The organism is Microvirga lotononidis (assembly GCF_034627025.1).
GTDB lineage: Bacteria > Pseudomonadota > Alphaproteobacteria > Rhizobiales > Beijerinckiaceae > Microvirga > Microvirga lotononidis.
Window position 1 is genome coordinate 987,147 of sequence record NZ_CP141049.1, and the last position, 19,638, is coordinate 1,006,784.

Below are 19,638 nucleotides of genomic sequence, written 5' to 3' on the forward strand. Positions count from 1 at the left end.
GGTGGTCCGCTCTGGAAGCTTGGCAGCCGCCTCGGAAGCTCCAAAGCGAATTCCTAAGAAACAACGAGTTCGGTTGAGGCGAGCTCTGCCTTTTCCAGGACGTAGCCGAGCGACTTGGCGCGGCGGCGAAGATTGCTCAGCACCCGCTGCCGATAGCGTTCCTCGTAGTACGCCGCCCCCGGATCGGCGTAGGCCATGCCGTGACGGAGCGTGTTGTAGATCAGCACCGCGATCTTGCGCGCTGTCGCCGTGATCGCCTTGACCTTGCCGACCCGCGCGGCCAGCCGCCGGTAGAAGGCGCCCAGCGCTGTCTGGGTGCGCCCGATCGCGCCCGCGGCCAGCCGCAACAGTGCCGCGACCCGACTGCCGGAGCGGCGCGTGCGGCTCGACAGCACCTTGCCCCCAGAGATCTTGTTGTGCGGCGCGAGACCCAGCCAGGAGGTGAAGTGCTGGGCGCTCGGCCAGGCCGCGAGATCCGGGCCGCACTCGCTGACGAGCTTGAGCGCCAGGTAGGGTCCGATCCCATCGATCTGGGTCAGGTCGACCCCGAGGATCGCATGCAGGGCCGCGCGCACCGGCACGGCCGGCTCATGGGCCTGCGGCTGCGCGCGGCGGGGCGGCGGCAGCGGCACCGCCGGGGGCGGGCTGGCCGCCTTCAGGCGCTCCAGCACGGCCGCGATGCGCTCGTCGCAGGCGGCCACCTTGGTCTGGTAGACCTCATACAGTTCGAGCGCCTGGGCCAGGGCGAAGATGTGCTCCTCCCGGTCGTTGCCGACCAGCGCGGCGCGCAGGGTCGCGAGCGGGGTCTTGCAGCGCCCGTCGCGCAAGGCGGCCAGGCGGTCGGGATCACGCTCGCCTGCCACCAGGGCCCGAATGATGCGCAGCCCCGTCTGGCCGGTGATGTCGGCCACCACGTGATGGAGCTGCAGGTTCATCTGGGTCAGCGCCTTCTGCATGTGCTGGATGTGGGCAGCGGCAGCTTCCAGGAGGCGCTCACGCTGGCGCAGATAAGAGCGCAGGGTGGCGATCTCGCCTTGCGGCTGGAAGCTGGCCCGCAGGAGCCCGTACTCATGCAGGCGCTGCAACCACTGGGCGTCGCACACGTCCGTCTTGCGGCCCGGCACCTGCTTGACCTCGCGGGCATTGACGACCACCACCGCGAAGCCGCGTTGGGTGAGGATCTCGTAGAGCGGGATCCAGTAGACCCCAGTCGATTCCAGGGCCACCGTGGTGACCCTGCACTGCCCAAACCAGTCGGCGAGGCGCTGCAGGTCACCCGTGAAGGTGCCGAAGGTGCGCACCGGCTCGGGATCGCAGCGGGACGAGACGGCTGCCACATGGATCCGGGCGCCGATGTCGACGGCGGCCGCATGGGGATGGATCGGGGCAAGATCCCGCTGCAGGTGGGACGGCGATTTGCGCGGCATGGCAGGCTCCTCCTTTGTGACATCAACGGAGGGCGGGGCTGCGCGAGATCATCACATTCCTAACCGGGATCGCCTGGGCGTCACCACTCTCAAGTGCGCAGCAGCCCGTGGACCATGTTCGCCATCGGGGTTGGGACCACCACATGGGCATCGGCCGCTCCCCTCCGCAGCCGATCATAGAGCGCCCTGTTTCTCCCGCCACAGGCGGATTGAAAATTCGCGACCGTTCGCCAGCAGTATCGCGTTGGTGGCTCTCCCGCACTTTGCGTGGATGAGTCGCAGTAACGTGGCCTGATCCCGCCGATTTCTGGGGACAGAGCGGCGCATGAACCCGCTTTCGCTCATTCCCGGTTGCCGGATCCGTCACGTCACTCCTTTCGGCCAGAACGCCCTAGTTGTTGCAGTTGAGGGGCGTGCTCCCCATGGCCGCTGCCCTGCATGCCGGCATATCAGTGGCAGCGTGCACAGCTCCTCAGTCCGGCATCCGGCGGATCTCCCATCCTTCGGACGCGAGGTCCGTCTGCAGGTCCATGTGCGGCGTGTCTACTGCCACAATCAGGCTTGCTCGAAGCAAACCTTCACGGAGCCTCTCTCCCGTCTTCTCAAGCCTTATGCCCGACGCACATTAAGGCTGGACAAGGCTCAAGGCCGGATCGGCATTGCGTTGGGAGGGGAGCCCGGTGCCAGGCTCCTCGCGCATGGAGCCATACCAGCCAGTGCCTACACAATCCTGCGCCTGGTTCGGCACCAGCCGCTTCCCAGCGCCAGCCGCCGCGTATTGTCGGCGTTGATGACTGGGCGGTAAGGAAGGGGCGCACCTATGGATCCATTCTGGTCAACCTGGAACGCCGAAAGCCAATTGAGCTTTTGCCCGACCGAACCGCGTCCACCTTCTCGGCCCGGCTCCGGCGCCACCCCGATATCAGGATCATCGCTCGTGACCGCTCCAGTGAGTACGCCCGCGGCGCGGCCACGGCCACTAAGGTCATCCAGGTTGCGCATTCCAGGGATGGTGATCGGTGGCTCGACGCGATCGTGATCACTCGTTCCAGTGATCGTGATCACCGTCAGCATTGACCTGGTGGTCTGCTGAGCGGGAGTGAAGCGGTCCGTACCGCCGGCAGTTGCAGGGTGGTCTGGAAACAGGCGTCAGGTCAAGCCCGGCGCCGCAGGCTGTCGCCCTTGAGTTCAATCCGATGCGCATTGTGAATGACGCGATCCAGGATCGCATCGCCGAGCGTGGGATCGGCAATCACATCGTGCCAGTGTGACACGGGAACCTGACTGGTGATCAGCAGCGAGCCCTTGTCGTAGCGATCGTCGACGATCTCGAGAAGATCCCGGCGCTGCTCGGCGCTGAGCGGCTCCGGGCCCCAGTCATCGATGATGAGCAGATCCGTGCGCTCCAGGGCACTCATCAGCCGGGCCAGACGGCCTTCGCCGCGGGCCTGGGCCAGATCGGCAAACAGGCGCGGCGCCCGCCGGTACAGAACCGAGAAGCCGTCGCGACAGGCCTTGTGCCCAAGCGCACAGGCGAGCCAGCTCTTGCCCGTCCCGGTCGGGCCGACAATCGCCAGGTGATTGTGATCGCGCACCCACTGGCTGGTCGCCAGCGCCTGGAACAAGGCCCGGTCGAGACCGCGTGAGGTGCGGTAGTCGACATTCTCGATGGTGGCGTTCTGGCGCAGTTTGGCCGCGCTCAGGCGGCGCGCCAGACGACGGTTGTCGCGGAACGTCGCTTCCCGATCGACCAGAAGACCGAGCCAGTCGGCATGGGGCATGGCCGCCGCGTCGGGGTTGGTCTGCAACTCGATCAGCGTGTCGGCCATGGCACTCAGGCCAAGGGCGCGCAGGCGTTCGACGGTGGGATGAAGCAGCATGAGGATCTCCTGATCAGTGATAGTAGCCGGGGCCACGGATGTTGGCGTGGACGAGAACCGGCGCGTCCTGCGCCGGCTCAGAGGCCTTGGGCGTGCCGCTCTTCAGAATGGCGGCCACCGAGGTGTAGGACCGGGTGTTGATCGCCAGCGCCTGCGCGCAGGCCGCATCGACCCGCTCGGCCCCATAGCGCTTGACCAGGCCGAGAATGCCGATCGCCGAGCGGAAGCCCTGCTCGGGATGCGGCCGGGAGCGCAGGATGACGTCGATCAAGGTGGCCGCGTCGGCCCCGACCTTGCCCGCCTCGCGGCGGATGCGCTCATGCGTCCAGTCGCGGTAGCGCCGATGCGAGCTCGGCATGTGTTCGGCCACCGTGGTCGGCCGATGCGGACGATGGGAGCGCACATGCGAGGCCACGCGCTTGCCGCGCCAGAAGACTTCGATGCTGGTGGCCGTGATCCGCGCCTCGACCTCCTGGCGCACGAGGCTGTGCGGCACGCTGTAGTAATGCTTGCCGATCTCGATGTGATAGTCGAGACCGACCCGGCAGCGCTTCCACTCGGCATACTCGTAAGCTTCGGCCGGCAGCGGCAGGAGCGCCGGGCGGTCGAGCGCCTCGAACAGCTCGCGCCGGCTGCAGCCCCACCCGCGCAAGGGGCGCTCGTTCAGGTCATGCAGCAGATCGTGGATGGCCGCGTTGAGGGCCGGCAGCGAGAAGAAGCGGCGGTTGCGCAGGCGGGCCAGGATCCAGCGCCCGACCACCTGAACGCCGACCTCGACCTTGGCTTTGGATTAAGCCGTCAAATGCTGGTCATACGGGGATCACCGCCCAGACCGTATGGATCACGCACCCGTTCCATCCGCTGAGCGGGCAGAAGCTCGCCCTTGTCAGCCGAGGGTGCCACTGGGGTGAGGATAGGGTCGTCTATCGCGGTCCTGATGGCGTCTTGCGAACGATTGCGGCAGCGTGGACCGATCTCGATCCACCGGACGAGTTCCGTCGTGTTGCGGCCGGGCGGGCGGCTTTCCGTACGGTCGATCTCCTCGCGTTATGCACCCTCCTGGACAGGCTCGCGCTGCGCCCGGAGCGCGGCAAGTTGTAAGGGAGATTATGCCGCATGTGTAAATCTAATTCCGCCATGCCATGCGCCGCAACGCGAGCTTGCATCGCGCTAAAGACCTTCAGGTGTAAGGGAAGTAGCGTCAACCTGGCGTTTGACGACGGTCACGTTGTGGCATATTCTACTTTACATCTCTCGGGCGAGGTTGATCATGGCAAGGCCAAACCGCCGGGATCTCAAGAGCGCCGCACTGGCGCGCGACGGCACCCTCAATCCCCATCCCGAGGGCGTCCAGGACGCCTTGTTCACCAGCAACCCGTTCTTCGATGCGCGCGATCTCATCCAGGTGCGTTACGAGATGGTGCGTCGGCATCAGATGGACGGTCTCTCCATCAGCGAAGTCGCCGCGGCCTTCGGGGTCTCGCGCCCGACCTTCTACAAAGCCCAGAATGCCCTGGCCAGCCAGGGTCTGGCCGGTCTTATCCCGGGCCAACGGGGTCCCAAGGACGGCCACAAGCTGTCGGCCGCGGTGGTCTCCTTCGTCTCCGAGATGAAGCTTGCCAGCCCGGACCTCACCACGCTGCAATGTCTCGACGCGATCCAGGAGCGGTTTGGTCTCAAGGTCCACAAGCGCAGTTTGGAACGAGCGCTGGCGCGCAAAAAAAAACGCTCCCATCCGGCCTGATCGGCATCGGCGCCGTCGAGACCTACGAGAGATTGCGAGCCGCGGTCCTGTCGGCCGAGCCGGTCTGGGGTCTGGACCTTGGCATCCTGCGCCAGCGTGGCGTGGCAAGCTGGCTCAAGGGGCGAAGCCTTCGGTCGCCCGTGCCCGCCAGACCGGCACCAAGGTCGCCTGTCCTGGTTGTCGAGCCCGTGTCGCCCGCTGGCGAACTCACCCGCCTTCTGGCCGGGATCGTCGTTGCGCTCATGGAGGGCCCCGCCCATGCCTGATCTCAAAGTGACGGCCGATCATCTCAAGCGCGATGCCTATCTGTATGTCCGTCAATCGACCTTGCGTCAGGTGGCCGAGCATGGTGCGAGCACGCAGCGCCAATATGGCTTGCGCGGTCGCGCCATCGCCGCCGGCTGGCCGGCCGAGCGCATCCGCGTCATTGATCGGGACCTCGGCAAGTCCGGCTCCAGCGCCGCAACCCGTGATGGCTTCCAGGAACTGGTCAGTGAGGTGGCGCTCGGCAAGGCCGGGATCGTGATGGGGCTTGAAGTCTCGCGTCTGGCGCGCAACTCCGCCGATTGGCACCGGCTCATCGAGCTGTGCGCGCTGACGGCCACGCTCATTCTCGATGAGGATGGCATTTACGACCCGGCCGAATTTAATGACAGGCTCTTGCTCGGCCTGAAGGGCACGATGAGCGAAGCCGAGCTCCATATCCTCAAGGCGCGGATGCGCGGGGGTCAGCTCAACAAGGCCCGGCGCGGCGAGCTCGAAATGGCTCCGCCGGTCGGTCTGGTCTACCGGCCTGATGGCGGTCTCGACCTCGACCCCGACGCGGAGGTCCAGGGGGCCTTGCGTCTGGTGTTCGAGACCTTCGCCCGCACCGGCAGTGCCATGCGCACGGTGCGCTTCTTCCAGGAGCAGAATCTTTTGTTCCCGCGCCGGCTGCGCAAGGGGCCGAATAAGGGAGAGCTGTTGTGGGCCCCGCCGCAGCACGCCCGCATTCTGCAAGTGCTGCATAACCCGCGCTATGCCGGCGCCTTCGTGTATGGCCGGACGCGCACGCGTCATCGGCCTGAGGGAGGGGCCGCGACAATCCGGGTCCCCAGGGCCGAGTGGCAGTTCGTCATCCCGAACCTGCATCCGGGCTATATCAGCTGGGAATGCTTCGAAGCCAATCAACTCCGGCTCGCCGACAACGCGCGCGCGTTTGGCGGGGAGCGCCTGTCCGGTCCCGCCCGCGAAGGACCTGCGCTGCTGCAGGGCCGTGTGTTGTGCGGTCTGTGCGGCTCGCGCATGGGCGTCCGCTATCAGCAGGAGCATGGATGCAGCGTTCCAGTTTACATCTGCCAGGAAACCCTGGTGCGACGCGGCGGAGCGGTGTGCCAGACCATTCCGGGCAAAGTCGTCGATCCGGCCATTGGCGCGCTTCTCGTCGAATTGATGACCCCGATGACGCTGGAGGTCACCCTGGCCGTGCAGCAGGAACTTGAAGCGCGCGGCCGAGACCGACAACTTGCGTCGTCAGCACCTCGAACGCATGGCCTATGACGTGGAGTTGGCCCGTCATCGCTACATGAAAGTCGATCCCAATAACCGGCTTGTTGCCGACACCCTGGAGGCAGACTGGAACGACAAGCTGCGGCTTCACGCCGAAGCAGCCGAGGCGTATGAGCGCAAAGCTCGCGAGCAGGTCGGTGAACTCGACGCCGAGGCGCGGCGGCGCATTCTTGATCTCGCCGAGCAGTTCCCGCGCGTCTGGCATGATCCCCGGATCGACCCACGGGAGCGCAAACGTATCCTGCGTCTGCTGATTGAGGATGTGACGCTCGTCAAAGCCGATACGATCACCGCGCATGTCCGCCTCCCGGGCGGCGCCACGCGGACCCTCACCCTTGAGCGGCCCCTTCCCATCGCGCAGATCCGCAAGATCAAGCCCGAGATCGTCTCCGAGGTGGACGGATTGCTTGACGAGCACTGCGATCGCGAAGTCGCCGATATCCTCAACCGGAGAGGACGCCGCACCTGGGAGGGGAAGGCCTTCACCCTCAAGAAAGTTGCGCTGATCCGCAGCACCTATCATCTGCCGAGCCGCTATGAGCGCCTCCGCCGTCGCAATATGCTCACTACGCGCGAGGTGGCCGCACGGTTTGGCGTCTCGGAGGCGACCGTCCATCAATGGGGACGACAGGGTCTCATCCGGAAGTGCTACAGTGACCGTCTCGCCCGTGGCCTATGGGATGTTCCTTCGGACGAGACCATCCTCAAGGGCTGCGGCGGGCGAGGCGCGCGTCCAGCCCGACGGGGGCCCATCACTTCATCGAAATCCGAACAAGGTGCAGTATGAAACAACCGCTTTGTCGCGCGGCTTGTAGGGCCGGGCCGGAACAATGGCGGTGCCGTAATGGCGCGCTGCGTCGGCATAGGTGCGATTGACCATCGGCTCGTGGAAGCAGGCCTTGGTGATCCCGGCCTTGAGATTGTCGCTGACCGTCTGGCGGGTGGCGCCGCCCAGGAAGGCGAAGGTGCGCCCATGCGAGCCGATCCAGTCCGGCAGGCTCTGGGTGAAGCTGGCCTCGGCATAGGTGTAGTTCGACGCCCCGAGCACGGCGACAAAGATCTGGACCGGGCGAACCTCGCCGGTCGGCCCGTCGATCACCTCCATGGTGTGGCCGGAATAGTCGACGAACAGCCTCTCGCCGGCAACATGGACCTGGCGCAGGGTGGGTTTGAGCCGGCCCGCCCAGTCCTTGTAGTGCTCGCAGAACCAGGAATAGCTGAAGGCCTCGGGCGTGCTGTCGCAGTATTCCTCCCACAGCAGCATGAGGGTGACGCCCGGCCGGCGCAGCTCGCGATGGACCAGGGCCCAATCGGGCTGGCTGCGCTGCTCGGCGGGCAGGTCGGAGGGCGGCGGATAGAGCCGGTTCTCCAGCAGGCCATCATCATCGAGTTCGGGCGGCAGCGGCCAGGTCAGGCCGGCGCGCCGGGCGCGGTTGATGTATTTGCTGATGGTGCCCTGGGCCAGGCCCAGGCTGGCCGCGGTGGCGCGCTGGGAGAGCCCGACAGCGTGGTGCAGGCGTAAGACTTCACGGATGTGGCGCATCGACAGTCTCTCGGTGGGCATCTTGGTCCTCGGCTGGAAAGCAAAAGCCAAGATTACCGTGGGTTGCGGACTGCCGGCGGCAAGCACCACTTCACGGTCTCGGAAGACTGATCACGATCGCTGGAACGGGCGATCACGACCCTCTGGAAACCATGATCACGCCGCCCTGGAATGGATGATCACGATCATCTGGAAACCATGATCACGATCGCCTCGAACACGCAATCCAGGTCGCGGATCGTTGGCATCTGCTGTTGAATGCCCGCCAAATGTTCGAGCGCTGGCTGGCGGCAGCCCAGGTCCGGCTGCGGCGTCTGCCTCTCATCGAGCAACCGCCTGTAGCCTCAGGACGGCGAACTCGCACCTACCCTCGCACGCGGGCGGATCAGGCCGCCAGTGACGACAGTCGAGCCCGTTGGCAGGCTCTCTATGAGGAAGTCCGGCAACGACATGCCCGTGGAGAGAAGCTGTTGGCGATCAGCCGCACGAATGGCCTGGCGCGGCACGGTGAGGAGGTTTGCTCAGGCCGAAAGCTTTCCCGGGTGTGCCGTGCGACAGCCGGGACCCAGGATCCTCGATCTGTATCTCTCTGAACCGCGCCGGATTTTCCGGAGGCTAATTGGCTTGGATTCTATGCGGCCATCGGCGTGAGCTCAAGCTGGGCATAGTAGGTGGCTTCCGCCTCGGCGGGCGGAATGCTGCCGATGGACTCGAGCAGGCGCCGGTTGTTGTACCAATCGACCCATTCTAGGGTGACGAATTCGACGGCCTCAAAGGAGCGCCACGGACCACGCCGATGGATCACCTCAGTCTTGAACAGGCCGATGACGGTTTCCGCCAGAGCAGTCGTACGCGTCGCCGACACTGCCGACGGATGGCTCAATCCTCGCCTCGGCGAGGCGTTCGGTGTACTTAACCCGGAAAATTCATGGAGGGCCGATCCGCGTCATTTTCGGGAGAACCCACCCGCCATGAACCACTCTACGCTTCCACTGCCGGGCCTGTCACCTGGTGGCGGCAAATCCGTTCTAGCGCGGTTCGACGGCGGCCTGCTGTCCTCCGATGCCGGTGTTCTCGCCTTGCGCGAGGTGGAGAAGCGTTTGGGTGTCGCCGAGCGGCTCGCCGCGTGCATCGATGACCCACGCTCTCAGGATCAGGTCGTTCATCGCCTGCCTGATCTGATCCGCTTCCGCCTGCTGATGATCGCCGCTGGCTACGCGGACGGCAACGACGCCATCAGCCTGCGCTCCGACCCGATCTTCAAGATGGCGCAGGACGGTCTCCCGTCCGAGCGCGATCTCGCCTCACAGCCGACACTCTCGCGCCTGGAGAACAGGCCCGATGCTCGCTCTCGGGTGCGCATGGGTCGGGCCATGGTCGAGCTGTACTGCGCCTCGTTCCGACAGGTGCCGAAGCAGATCGTGCTCGACCTCGACGATACCTTCGATGCCGTTCACGGCGATCAGCAACTGCGCCTGTTCAATGCTCATTACGACGAATACGGCTTTCAGCCCATGGTCGTGTTCGACGGTGAGGGGCGGTTCATCACGGCCGTGCTGCGGCCGGCCAGGCGGCCCAAGGGCAGCGAGATCCGGGCTCATCTGCGCCGGCTCATCCGAGCGCTCCGAGCCCATTGGCCCACCACCCGCATCCTGATCCGGGCCGACAGCCACGATTGCGGTCCAGTGGTGATCGATTGGTGCCGCGCCAATCGCATCGACTTCATCCTCGGAGTGGCCTCAACCTCGACCCTGCGCCGGCACATCACGGGTCTGGAGGCGAGCGCCAAGGCGCGCTTTGCCGCGGCTCCCCAGAGAGGCAAGGTGCGGCGCTTCACGGAGTTCTTCGACGGTGCTGCAAGCTGGAGCCGGGTCGAGCGCATCATCGCCCGGGTTGAGGCCGGCGCGCAGGGCAGCGACACCCGCTTCATCGTCACCAATCTCACTGGCGGCAGAGCCAAAATGCTCTACGAGCGGATCTACTGTCGGCGCGGCATGGCGGAAAACCACATCAAGGCCTGGAAAGCCCACCTGGCAGCCGACCGCACGTCGTGTACCAAAGCGACGGCGAACCAGTTCCGGCTGTTCCTGCATGCCGGCGCCTATTGGCTGATGTGGGTCCTGCGCGCGAGGATGCCGAAGCGCTCGCTCTGGCGCATCGCGCAATTTGATACCTTGCGGCTGCGTCTGATCAAGATCGCCGCCCGGGTGGTTGAACGGAAGACCCAGATCCAGCTGCACTTGCCGAGCGCCTGTCCTGACCAGACGATCCTGCGCGTGGTTCTCGGCCGTCTGCCGCGCCTCGTCACCTGATCAATGGGGCACACACGCCCCTGACCCGAGCCCTGTCCCGTCCACCTGCAAACCCGCCGCTCTCATCCGCCACGCAGAACGCTTGGAGGTGGTGAGGACATGCCTGAAAGCCCATCAACGCTACCAGTAAGGCTCGCAAAGCCAACCTCAGAAGGGTCGCCGTGAATTATTGAGCCGGTCCTCATTGTCTTGAAAGGGTCTTGGTTGGCTCCAGCTTCATCAGCATGAAGCACGTGGACATGCGCAAGCTGCCGGCGGCGGCTCAAGAGGAGCGCCGGCGGCAAGTCATTGGGCTCCGGGAGCGCGGGCTGACCTACCGGGCGATCGCGGCCCAGGTTGGGCTGTCGCCAACCGGGGTCTTCGACATCTGCCAGCGGTTTGCGGCCGAGGGCGCGCAGGGGCTGGTGAGCAAGCCACGCGGGCGCAAGCCGGATGAGCAACGGCTGCTGGATGCCGCCCAGGAGGCCGAGATTCAGCGCCTGATCTGCCGGCACACCCCGGACGAACTGGACCTGCCGTTCGCCCTGTGGAGCCGGGCGGCGGTGCGTGCGGTGATCTGGCAGCGCTGTGGGATTGCGCTGGCCGTGCGAACCGTGGGCAAGTATCTGGCGCGCTGGGGCTTCACCGCGCAGAAGCCGCTCCGGCGGGCGTACGAGCAGAACCCGGCCGCGGTGCGGCACTGGCTGCGGCGGGAGTACCCGGCCATCGTCGCGGCGGCCCGGCAGGCGCGGGGCACCATCTTCTGGGGTGACGAAACCGGTCTGCGCGCCGACGACGTGCGCGGCCGCGGCTATGCGCCCCGGGGCCGGACGCCGGTGATCCGGGTCTGCCATCGGCGCGCCGGGCTGAGCCTGATCGCGGCGGTGAGCAATCGCGGCGCCTTGCGCTGGATGATTGTCGACGCGGCGGTGAATGCCGCAATCTTGATCCGTTTCCTGCAACGCCTGATCCGCGAGGCAAAGCGCAAGGTGTTCCTGATCCTGGACCGGCTGCGGGTGCATCGCGCCGCCCGGGTCCGCGACTGGCTTACCGCGCATCGGGCGAAGATCGAGGTCTTCTACCTGCCGGCTTACAGCCCGGAGCTGAACCCGGAGGAGTGCCTGAACGCCGACCTGAAGCAGGTTGTCACCCGCCAGGCGCCCGCGCGCAGCAAACAGCAGCTCAAGCGGGCAACGGTCAGCCATATGCGTCGCCTCTCGAAATCGCCCCGGCGCGTCCGAAGCTATTTCAGCCACAAACCCGTCCGCTACGCCGCATGCTCAAGACAATGAGGACCGGATCAATAATCGGGTTAAATGACACGTATTGGACGGATTCAAACGGTCGTCGCAACACCCTGAAGGAGGAGGTTGCGATGAGCATTCGAAAGCGGCGGTCGGATCGGTCTGGGCGAGCCCCTCTCCCGTCACCAGGCCGGCCCCCTGTGGCGGGACGCGATGAAGGGCGTCGGTTTTGGCTTGCGATCGCAGCTGGAATGAGCAGCGAGGATGCTGCGGTCGAAGCCGGTGTGTCACAACCTGTCGGATACAGATGGTTCCGAAAGGCAGGTGGCATGCCCCCGGCGATATTCAGATCCTCGGCCAAGCCCCTTTCCGGGCGATACCTGTCGCTGCTGGAGCGAGAGGAGATTGCGCTTCTTCGGGTCCAGGGCCGTTCCATGCAGGAGATCGGGCGCCGGCTCGGTCGTCCCGCCTCGACGATCTCCCGTGAGCTACGGCGCAACGCAGCCACCCGCAGCGGCGGACTGGAGTACCGTGCCACGACCGCCCAGTGGCATGCCGAGCGATCAGCCCGGCGCCCGAAGCCGACGAAGCTTGCCCTCAACGCGACCTTGCGCACTTATGTCGAGGAGAGACTGGCCGGTGTTGTCGTTGCTCCAAGCGGTGTTTCCGTTCCCGGTCCTACTGTCGCCTGGAAGAGCCGCCGGCATGGCAAGCGACAGGATCGGCGGTGGGCCAGAGCCTGGAGCCCGGAGCAGATTGCCCGACGCCTGCCGATCGACTTTCCGGATGACGAGACTATGCGCATCAGCCACGAAGCGATCTATCAGGCCCTCTTCGTCCAAGGCAAAGGAGCGCTGCGCCGCGAACTCACGGCCTGCTTGCGAACCGGGCGGGTATTGCGGGTGCCGCGGGCACGCGTCCGCCGGCGCGGCAAGAGTTTTGTCTCACCCGAGATCATGATCAGCCAGCGTCCTGCCGAAGCGGCCGATCGGGCGGTACCAGGTCATTGGGAAGGAGACCTTATCCTGGGCCTTGGCAGCTCGGCGATCGGCACTCTGGTCGAGCGCACAACCCGCTTCACGATGCTGCTTCATCTTCCCCGTTTGGCAGGCCACGGTGATTGGCCGCGCATCAAGAACGGGCCTGCGCTGGCTGGGCATGGGGCCGAGGCTGTACGCGACGCGATCACGCGCACAATCATCACCTTACCCGAAGAGCTGCGCCGATCACTGACCTGGGATCAAGGCGCCGAGATGGCTCAGCATGCCCGTCTCAAGATCGATGCGGGCGTCCAGGTCTACTTTTGCGATCCGCAAAGCCCATGGCAGCGTGGTACCAACGAGAACACGAACGGGCTGCTGCGTCAGTACTTCCCGAAAGGCACTGATCTGAGCGCGCACAGCGCCGAGGAGATTGCGGCTGTCGCGGCCGCCCTCAACTCAAGGCCAAGAAAGACGTTGGGCTGGAAAACCCCTGCAGAGGCGCTTGACGAATGGCTGCGGGAGATCAACAGAATCCATGTTGCGACGACCGTTTGAATCCGTCTTGACCCCCTCTATCGCTGTGGTGAATGAGGTTGGCTTGCCGGAGAGGTCGCCGCTCGTGGAGAGCCTGCTCCAGGGCATCGAGCACGAACGCGGCCCGGGCTGAGCGCGACACGCGCCAGCCCACGATCTTGCGAGCGAAGGCGTCGATCACGAAGGCGACATAGACAAAGCCCGACCAGGTCGCCACATAGGTGAAGTCGCTCACCCACAAGGCGTTTGGCCGCGGCGCCGTGAACTGCCGGTTGACCCGGTCGCGCGGGCACGGCACGCCAGCGTCGCTGACGGTCGTCCTGACGCTCTTGCCGCGCACCACACCCTTCAGGCCCATCTGCCGCATCAGCCGGGCGACCGTGCAGCGCGCAACATCAATGCCCTCACGCTGCAGCTGGCGCCAGATCTTGCGGACGCCATAGACCCCGAAGTTGGCCGCGAAGACCCGGCGGATCTCCTGGCTGAGTTCAGCATGCCGGCGTTCTCGTGCAGACCCTCGATCGGGATTGGCCTTGCGAGCGGCATGTTCGTAGTAGGTTGACGGGGCGATCGGCAGCACATGGCAGATCGGCTCGACCCCGTAGACCTCACGATGCTCGTCGATGAAGGCCTTCATGGCTTGAAGCGGCGGTCGAGCTCCGCCTGGGCAGAATAGGCGCTGGCCTTGCGCAGGATCTCGTTGGCCTGGCGCAGTTCGCGCACCTCCCGCTCAAGGGCCTTGATCTTCTCCTGCTCCTGGCTCGTCGGCCCGGGGCGAAGGCCCTGGTCGCACCCGGCCTGCCGCACCCAGTGGCGCAGCGTCTCGCGCGAGCAGCCGATCTTGGCCGCAATCGACAGGATCGCCTCATACTGGGAGGCGTACTCGTCGCGGTGCTCGAAAACCATCCGGACCGCCCGCTCGCGGACCTCTGGTGAATACGGGGGTGTTCGCTTCGTCATGGCTCCATCCTGTCAGGAGTTGGAGCCTCCGGGAATCCCGGGACGGTTCACCCAGCCGAAGGCTCGGCGGTGGTGAAGTCATGCCTGAAATCCGGTCGGAACCACCAGCAAGGCTCGCACAGCAGACATTAAAAGGGGCGCCGTGAATTAACCGGGCTAATTGCAAGCGCCGGCAGGACCAGACTCTGCCTTTAGGGTGTGGGTGAGTATGATTGGCGCTCACCCGCGGCAGCGGCGCGAGGGCTGTAGAAATTGGAGTGGCGCAGTCTCCAGCATGCTTAGGATATGGGGTTAAGCAGCAACGTCAATCATCTCCTGGCTCGATGAGATTTTGGGAAGCGTCTTCCAGCCATCGACCTTGCGCATCGTGATCTGGCCGGACGCCAGCAGCGCCCAGAACAGCATGGCCGCGGTCGCCGCTGAAGGCAGCACCGTCTGGGTCTTGATCCGCCGCTTGAACTCCTCATGCAGCCGCTCGATCGCATTGGTGGTTCGGGCCGACTTCCACTGCGAGGGCGGCAGCTTTGTGAACGCAAACAGTGCCTCGCCGGCCTCCTCCAGGCTGTCGGCCACCGCCGGATGCCGCAGCTGCCATTTGCGAACAAAGGCTTTGCGCCGCTCCTTCATCTCCTCGGCCGTGGCGGCATAGATCATATCCGTGTAATCGGCCGTGATCTCCTCATGCAGCCGCTTGGGCGCATGGGCGAGCAGATTGCGGTGCTTATGCACCGTGCAGCGCTGCAGCGGGACCCCCTCCCACACCGCCGCGAGCGCCTGCTCCAGGCCCGGCGCGCCATCCACAATGACAAAGGCCGGCCGGCGCAGCTGGCGTGCCACGAGGTCGTCGAGCACCGCACGCCAGGCGGCCGTGGTCTCCCCGCCCATGTTCTTGACCGCCAGCAGCACCTTCTGGCCATCCTCGCGCACCCCGATCACCACCAGCAGCGAAATCGAGGTCGCCTTCCTGTCGAGCCGGACCCGCACCACCGTGCCGTCAAGGATCAGCCGGACGATCGGCTCGTCGGCGAGCGAGCGCTGGTTCCAGGCTTGCCAGTCGGTCTGCACCTTGCGCCAGACCCGGCTGACCGTGTCCTTGCCGATGGCTCCGCCGAACAGGGCGGCTAAGGCCCGGCGGACCCGCCGGGTGTTGGTGCCGGCCAGATACGCTGAGGCAATCAGCGCATCGGCGGCCTTGGTGCGCCGCTGATAAGCCCGAAGGGTTGCGCTTCTCCACTCAGTGGTGCGGCCATCCTCGGTACGCAAGCGCGCTCGCGGCACCGAAATCTCTGTCTGGCCAAAGGTGCCGGTCAGGCTGCGGCAGCGGCTGCCATGGCGATAGCCGTGAGTGGAGGCGGGTGGTGCGGGACGCTCCTTGCGGCCATAGCGCGGCCGGCCCAGAGCCGCCTCGAGTTCCGCCTGAATGAGGGCTTCGATCCAGCCCCGCACCCGCTCGCGCACGCCGGTCTCGATCGGGTCGATCCAATCGTCGAAAAGCCGGGCTTGCGGCTGGCCGGCAGGATGCGCAGCATCTGTCTTGCTGATAAGGTCCGTCATGGCGTGGTCTCCCACGGGACCGGAGCGCTCCAACGCCCGAATCCCGCTGTGTGGGTTGCAGCACCCGGAGACTACGCCACCCTCAAAAGTCTACCACCTCCCGGACGGCACCTCACCCGCAGTAATCTCGCGAGTAACACGACAGGGATTGCCAGCCGCGAATACTCCAGCTGGGACGTCACGAGTGACAACACTACCAGCACCGATCACTGTCCCTGATCCGATGCTCACACCGGGCAGGATTAATGCACCCGCTCCCACCCATACCTCCGATCCGATCTCAATTGGTTTGCCATACTGCTGTTTCCGGCGCAGGGCTGGATCGAGTGGGTGCATGGGTGTCAAGATCTGAACGGCTGGCCCGAAAAGCGTGTAATCTCCGATACGAACCCGGCAGACATCGAGGATAATACAGTTGAAGTTAAAGAATATCCCCTCGCCTAGCTCAATGTTCGAGCCGTAGTCACAGTAGAATGGCGGCTGTATCCACACCGTGTCACCACCCTTTGCAAAGATTTGCTTGCACAGGTCTCGGCGTAGGTGTTCCTCCACATCACGAGAAGCGTTGAACTTCTGGCATAAATCTCTGGCCCTGTATCGTTCTGCAACAAGATCCGGATCGAGAGCATCGTAAAGCTCCCCCGCCAGCATTTTTTCACGTTCGGTGTACATCTGCATCCTCCTGATCCTCAAATCTGTATCATCGGCTCATGTTCATCTGCGACGGTCAGCTTGAATCGTGAGCCGGGTTGCTAACGTGTAAAGCGTCGACTGCGTATCTTCGCTTTCCTCCCGTCAATGATGATCGAATACCCGAATCCGATCGGTTTCCTCGATCAGGACCACTCTGTAATCCAATGGTGTCTGAATGCATCCGAGCTAGAACACACTCGCTGCCTGTTGTCTGCATCGTGCCATTTTCCATGCCATCCACCTCAACCCGACCTGGGACGATTAGGGTAGCGCTGATCAGCGGGAAACGATACCTTTGAAAGGACTCTTCTGTTTGCTTCGCAGTGTTCGCACGATCAGATGCACGGTGGCGGTGATAATAATCGTCCCGCCTGCGATCGTGACGGACGCGTGATAGCGGCCGTCATGGATGAGCGCTTCAGTCGTATCAAGCACTCCAACAAGTTCCCGAGCGGGTCGATTCAATACTGCCTTGCACCTGCGTGGGTTAAACTCAGCGACATCGTCTGTATCACCTTCTAAGCTACCGAGGCCAATTGCAATGCCTTCGTCGATTGCCTGTTCGTTTTCCAGCCGGACACCTCCATTCCGTTGGGTGCCGAAGTGCTGCTGCGTACCTTGCTAGTGCAGGAGTTCGGTACCGAAGTTGATGGTTCGCGGGTCTCACTCGCAAGTCACCATCAGGCGCACGCTGCGAGTGCGTTTGCGATGTCGGGGTTCGAGCAAAGACTGATTCTTGCGATCGATGAGAGTGGTGATTTCCTCTCCGGCCGCTTGGCGCTAGGTTCTGGAACCGAAGTTACGAAGTTTGAGACCTTTCCAGAGAAGAATTCTCTGGAGCTGTTTTACCTCGAGACGATCCGGTATCTGGGATCCGACATGTTCGACGAATGAAAGGTCATGGAGCTCGCGCCCTATGGACATCCCGCTTCTTCACTCGCTCTTTGAGCAGTGCAGAAAGCACTGGAGCGGATTGTGGTTCACGTACCCCGGCACTATCGCGAGGCAACCGGTATGAAGCAGTTGTGCTTGGCCGGAGGGGTTGCCAACAACTGCACCATGAACGGTAATGAGACCTGTGTGCGGGTGGGCTCGACCCTTGGCTGTTGGAGTGATTCAATAGGGCCGCTTAACATGACGGGAGCGGTCCCATGGCACGCCGTCAGATTGGACAGGAAGTCTTCGCGTTTGGCGCCGATCGGACACCCCATCGCGGTTCCCTGGACCGGCTGTCGGAGATGATCGATTGGTCCTCGTTGGATCGGCAGCTGGTCAACATCTACGCCTCGGCCAAAGGTGAACCTGCCTGGCCACCGCTGGCCCTGTTTTGCGCTCCGCTGCGGGCCATCTGGTACGATCTGTCGGATGTGAAGCTGGCTGAGGCGCTGGAAGACCGCGCCTCATTCCGGCGCTTCTGCGGCTTCGCCGCCCATGAGCCCACCCCTGAGCGCATCGCCTTCGTGCGGTTCCGGCGCGAGTTGGCGCGGCGCAGTCTCGACAAGGCGCTGTTCGACGAGGTGACGCGTCAGCTCAAAGACCAAGCGATCACCATCAAGATAGGCACGCTGATCGATGCGACGGTGATTGCCTCGGCCAGTGATCGGGATGAGGAGGCGGCCTGGGCCGGGCACAAGCGGCGCAGGGCCATTCACGGCTTCAAAGCGCATGTGGCGGCGGATGCTGATACGGCTCTCGTCGAGGAATTGACCGTTACACCCGGCAACATCCATGACGGGCGGGCTGGCGGCGGGGCGTTGCCGGAGAACCCTAGTGATGTTTACGCCGATAGTGCCTACCGCGGGTCGATGTTTGCCTCTGCGGTGCAGGCCAAAGGCGGGCGCCCACATGTGGTCCAGACAGGAGTACGGGGTCGGCCAGCTGGAAGCGCCTTGCAGAAATTGCGGGCGTGGAACTATCACGTCCAGCACGTGCGATGCCGGATCGAGGGCACTGTTGCGGTAACCTCGGCAGTATAATCCAGAGCGGCCAATCGAGGAGCCGCCCTGTTGTCTTTGTTCAAGCGCCGCCGTTTCCCAGTCGAGATCGTCCTGCTGTGCGTGCGCTGGTACTGCAAGTACGGGATCAGCTATCGCGATCTGGCAGAAATGATGTCCGAGCGCGGTGTCAGCGTTAATCCAAGCACGATCTTTCGCTGGGTTCAACGCTATGCCCCGGAGATTGAGAAGCGGGTGCGACCAAACCAGGGACCTCGCTCAGGCTCATGGCGGGTGGACGAGACCTATGTGCGCGTGGGGGGCGCTGGCGATACTTGTTTCGAGCGGTCGACAAACACGGTCGTCTGATTGCCTCCATGCTGTCCGGCCGGCGTGATACTGGAGCCGCTTATCGCTTCTTACGCAAAGCTCTGAGGATAGTGAGCAACTATCCTCCCTCCTCCATCACGACCGACAAACTGGCATCCTATCCGAACGCCATTCGACGCTTGCAGGACGAAGGGCTGCTGTCGCAGGACGTCGAACATCGCACCTCGAAATACCTCAACAACATCATCGAGGCCGATCATGGCGCGCTCAAGCGCGTCATCCGGCCGACGCGCGGCTTCCAGACGATGAGAACCGCCGCCGTGACCCTGATGGGCTTCGAAACCATGCGCATGATCCGCCGCGGTCATTACAACAAGCGGGGATGTCGAGCGACAGGCGAAGTCCGTCTCATCAATCAGCTCTTCGGTCTTGCTGCCTGAGCGGCCCGTTAAACCGGGTCCGTTATGCCGTTTTCAAGTTACTGCAACGGTGCCAAGTCGCTCACCCATAAGGCGTTCGGCCGCGCCGCCGTGAACTGCCGGTTGACCCGGTCGCGCGGGCAAGGGGCAGCGGCGTCGCTGACGGTGGTCCTACGGCAGATCGGCTGACCCCGTAGACCTCACGATGCTCGTCGATGAAGGCCTTCATGGCTTGAAGCGGCGGTCGAGCTCCGCCTGGGCAAAATAGGCGCTGGCCTTGCGCAGGATCTCGTTGGCCTGGCGCAGTTCGCGTACCTCCCGCTCAAGGGCCTTGATCTTCTCCTGCTCCTGGCTCGTCGGCCCGGGGCGAAGGCCCTGGTCGCACCCGGCCTGCCGCACCCAGTGGCGCAGCGTCTCGCGCGAGCAGCCGATCTTGGCCGCAATCGACAGGATCGCCTCATACTGCGAGGCGTACTCGTCGCGGTGTTCGAAAACCATCCGGACCGCCCGCTCGCGGACCTCTGGTGAATACGGGGGTGTTCGCTTCGTCATGG

Annotated in this window: 14 protein-coding genes, 8 pseudogenes and 2 other annotated features; of the genes and pseudogenes, 12 read left to right on the top strand and 10 right to left on the bottom strand. The window is 64.3% G+C overall.

Annotated features, from left to right (window positions below; genetic code table 11):
• Window positions 1-53: 53 nt before the first annotated feature.
• Complete coding sequence (locus tag U0023_RS28515; protein WP_322883794.1) at window positions 54-1,427, bottom strand: IS110 family RNA-guided transposase; 1,374 nt, start codon at window positions 1,425-1,427, stop codon at window positions 54-56.
• Between the two features lie 325 nt (window positions 1,428-1,752).
• Between U0023_RS28515 and U0023_RS35730 the strand changes: the two genes are divergently transcribed.
• The gene (locus U0023_RS35730) at window positions 1,753-2,232 is read left to right on the top strand and encodes a transposase family protein (protein WP_083861274.1); all 480 of its coding nucleotides are present in this window, start codon (window positions 1,753-1,755) and stop codon (window positions 2,230-2,232) included.
• Window positions 2,233-2,581: 349 nt separating this feature from the next.
• Here U0023_RS35730 and istB read toward each other — a convergent pair whose 3' ends face one another.
• The 3 genes and pseudogenes from istB to U0023_RS35950 all read right to left on the bottom strand — a co-directional run.
• Complete coding sequence (istB, locus tag U0023_RS28520) at window positions 2,582-3,307, bottom strand: IS21-like element helper ATPase IstB (RefSeq protein WP_009489124.1); 726 nt, start codon at window positions 3,305-3,307, stop codon at window positions 2,582-2,584.
• Between the two features lie 13 nt (window positions 3,308-3,320).
• Complete coding sequence (locus U0023_RS28525; RefSeq protein ID WP_456085529.1) at window positions 3,321-3,929, bottom strand: Mu transposase domain-containing protein; 609 nt, start codon at window positions 3,927-3,929, stop codon at window positions 3,321-3,323.
• Window positions 3,930-4,094 (bottom strand): annotated as a pseudogene (locus U0023_RS35950) (IS21 family transposase); the annotation flags it as partial.
• Between the two features lie 74 nt (window positions 4,095-4,168).
• On the opposite strand from U0023_RS35950, the gene U0023_RS28530 reads away from it, so the two are divergent.
• From U0023_RS28530 to U0023_RS28545, 4 genes and pseudogenes are all read left to right on the top strand, one after another.
• On the top strand, window positions 4,169-4,408 hold the full coding sequence (locus tag U0023_RS28530) for a DUF5372 family protein (protein WP_040637888.1): 240 nt from the start codon (window positions 4,169-4,171) through the stop codon (window positions 4,406-4,408).
• A gap of 169 nt (window positions 4,409-4,577) precedes the next feature.
• A complete protein-coding gene (locus tag U0023_RS28535; protein WP_009489181.1) occupies window positions 4,578-5,051 on the top strand; it encodes a helix-turn-helix domain-containing protein in 474 nt (157 codons plus the stop codon).
• 32 nt (window positions 5,052-5,083) lie between these two features.
• Window positions 5,084-5,317 carry a hypothetical protein gene (locus tag U0023_RS28540; protein WP_040637903.1) on the top strand — a complete coding sequence of 78 codons (234 nt, stop codon included), beginning with the start codon at window positions 5,084-5,086 and terminating at the stop codon, window positions 5,315-5,317.
• Window positions 5,310-7,386 (top strand): annotated as a pseudogene (locus tag U0023_RS28545) (recombinase family protein). The gene U0023_RS28540 and the pseudogene U0023_RS28545 overlap by 8 nt, the downstream one beginning before the upstream one ends.
• Here the strand turns inward: U0023_RS28545 and istA are convergent.
• Window positions 7,357-8,163 carry an IS21 family transposase gene (gene istA, locus U0023_RS28550; protein WP_009489120.1) on the bottom strand — a complete coding sequence of 269 codons (807 nt, stop codon included), beginning with the start codon at window positions 8,161-8,163 and terminating at the stop codon, window positions 7,357-7,359. The pseudogene U0023_RS28545 and the gene istA sit on opposite strands and share 30 nt — an antisense overlap.
• Window positions 8,164-8,363: 200 nt before the next feature.
• Here istA and U0023_RS28555 point away from each other — a divergent pair.
• Window positions 8,364-8,733, top strand: a pseudogene (locus U0023_RS28555) (ISL3 family transposase); the annotation flags it as partial.
• A gap of 40 nt (window positions 8,734-8,773) precedes the next feature.
• Here the strand turns inward: U0023_RS28555 and U0023_RS28560 are convergent.
• Window positions 8,774-9,059 (bottom strand): annotated as a pseudogene (locus U0023_RS28560) (integrase core domain-containing protein); the annotation flags it as partial.
• Window positions 9,060-9,113: 54 nt separating this feature from the next.
• On the opposite strand from U0023_RS28560, the gene U0023_RS28565 reads away from it, so the two are divergent.
• The 3 genes from U0023_RS28565 (at window position 9,114) to U0023_RS28575 (ending at window position 13,215) form a co-directional block, all read left to right on the top strand.
• The gene (locus U0023_RS28565; RefSeq protein ID WP_009489118.1) at window positions 9,114-10,454 is read left to right on the top strand and encodes an IS1380 family transposase; all 1,341 of its coding nucleotides are present in this window, start codon (window positions 9,114-9,116) and stop codon (window positions 10,452-10,454) included.
• Between the two features lie 224 nt (window positions 10,455-10,678).
• A complete protein-coding gene (locus U0023_RS28570; protein WP_009488659.1) occupies window positions 10,679-11,725 on the top strand; it encodes an IS630 family transposase in 1,047 nt (348 codons plus the stop codon).
• An 83-nt stretch (window positions 11,726-11,808) separates the two neighbouring features.
• Entirely contained in the window at window positions 11,809-13,215 is a 1,407-nt protein-coding gene (locus U0023_RS28575; RefSeq protein ID WP_040637887.1) for an IS30 family transposase, read from the top strand.
• Between the two features lie 7 nt (window positions 13,216-13,222).
• Here the strand turns inward: U0023_RS28575 and U0023_RS28580 are convergent.
• From U0023_RS28580 to U0023_RS28590, 3 genes and pseudogenes are all read right to left on the bottom strand, one after another.
• A pseudogene (locus U0023_RS28580) lies at window positions 13,223-14,154 on the bottom strand (IS3 family transposase); the annotation flags it as partial.
• Window positions 13,757-13,873 (bottom strand) — a sequence feature (AL1L pseudoknot). (Overlaps the previous pseudogene by 117 nt.)
• A 291-nt stretch (window positions 14,155-14,445) precedes the next feature.
• On the bottom strand, window positions 14,446-15,708 hold the full coding sequence (locus tag U0023_RS28585; RefSeq protein ID WP_009488662.1) for an IS256 family transposase: 1,263 nt from the start codon (window positions 15,706-15,708) through the stop codon (window positions 14,446-14,448).
• 90 nt (window positions 15,709-15,798) lie between these two features.
• A complete protein-coding gene (locus U0023_RS28590; protein WP_009489117.1) occupies window positions 15,799-16,380 on the bottom strand; it encodes a sugar O-acetyltransferase in 582 nt (193 codons plus the stop codon).
• 360 nt (window positions 16,381-16,740) lie between these two features.
• On the opposite strand from U0023_RS28590, the pseudogene U0023_RS35735 reads away from it, so the two are divergent.
• The 3 genes and pseudogenes from U0023_RS35735 to U0023_RS28605 form a co-directional block, all read left to right on the top strand.
• Window positions 16,741-17,469: pseudogene (locus U0023_RS35735) on the top strand (carbamoyltransferase N-terminal domain-containing protein); the annotation flags it as partial.
• 83 nt (window positions 17,470-17,552) lie between these two features.
• Complete coding sequence (locus U0023_RS28600) at window positions 17,553-18,377, top strand: IS5 family transposase (RefSeq protein ID WP_009489114.1); 825 nt, start codon at window positions 17,553-17,555, stop codon at window positions 18,375-18,377.
• 30 nt (window positions 18,378-18,407) lie between these two features.
• Window positions 18,408-19,105: pseudogene (locus tag U0023_RS28605) on the top strand (IS6 family transposase).
• Window positions 19,106-19,161: 56 nt separating this feature from the next.
• Here the strand turns inward: U0023_RS28605 and U0023_RS28610 are convergent.
• Window positions 19,162-19,636 (bottom strand): annotated as a pseudogene (locus tag U0023_RS28610) (transposase); the annotation flags it as partial.
• Window positions 19,228-19,355, bottom strand: a sequence feature (AL1L pseudoknot). Its footprint overlaps the pseudogene before it by 128 nt.
• Window positions 19,637-19,638: the final 2 nt, after the last annotated feature.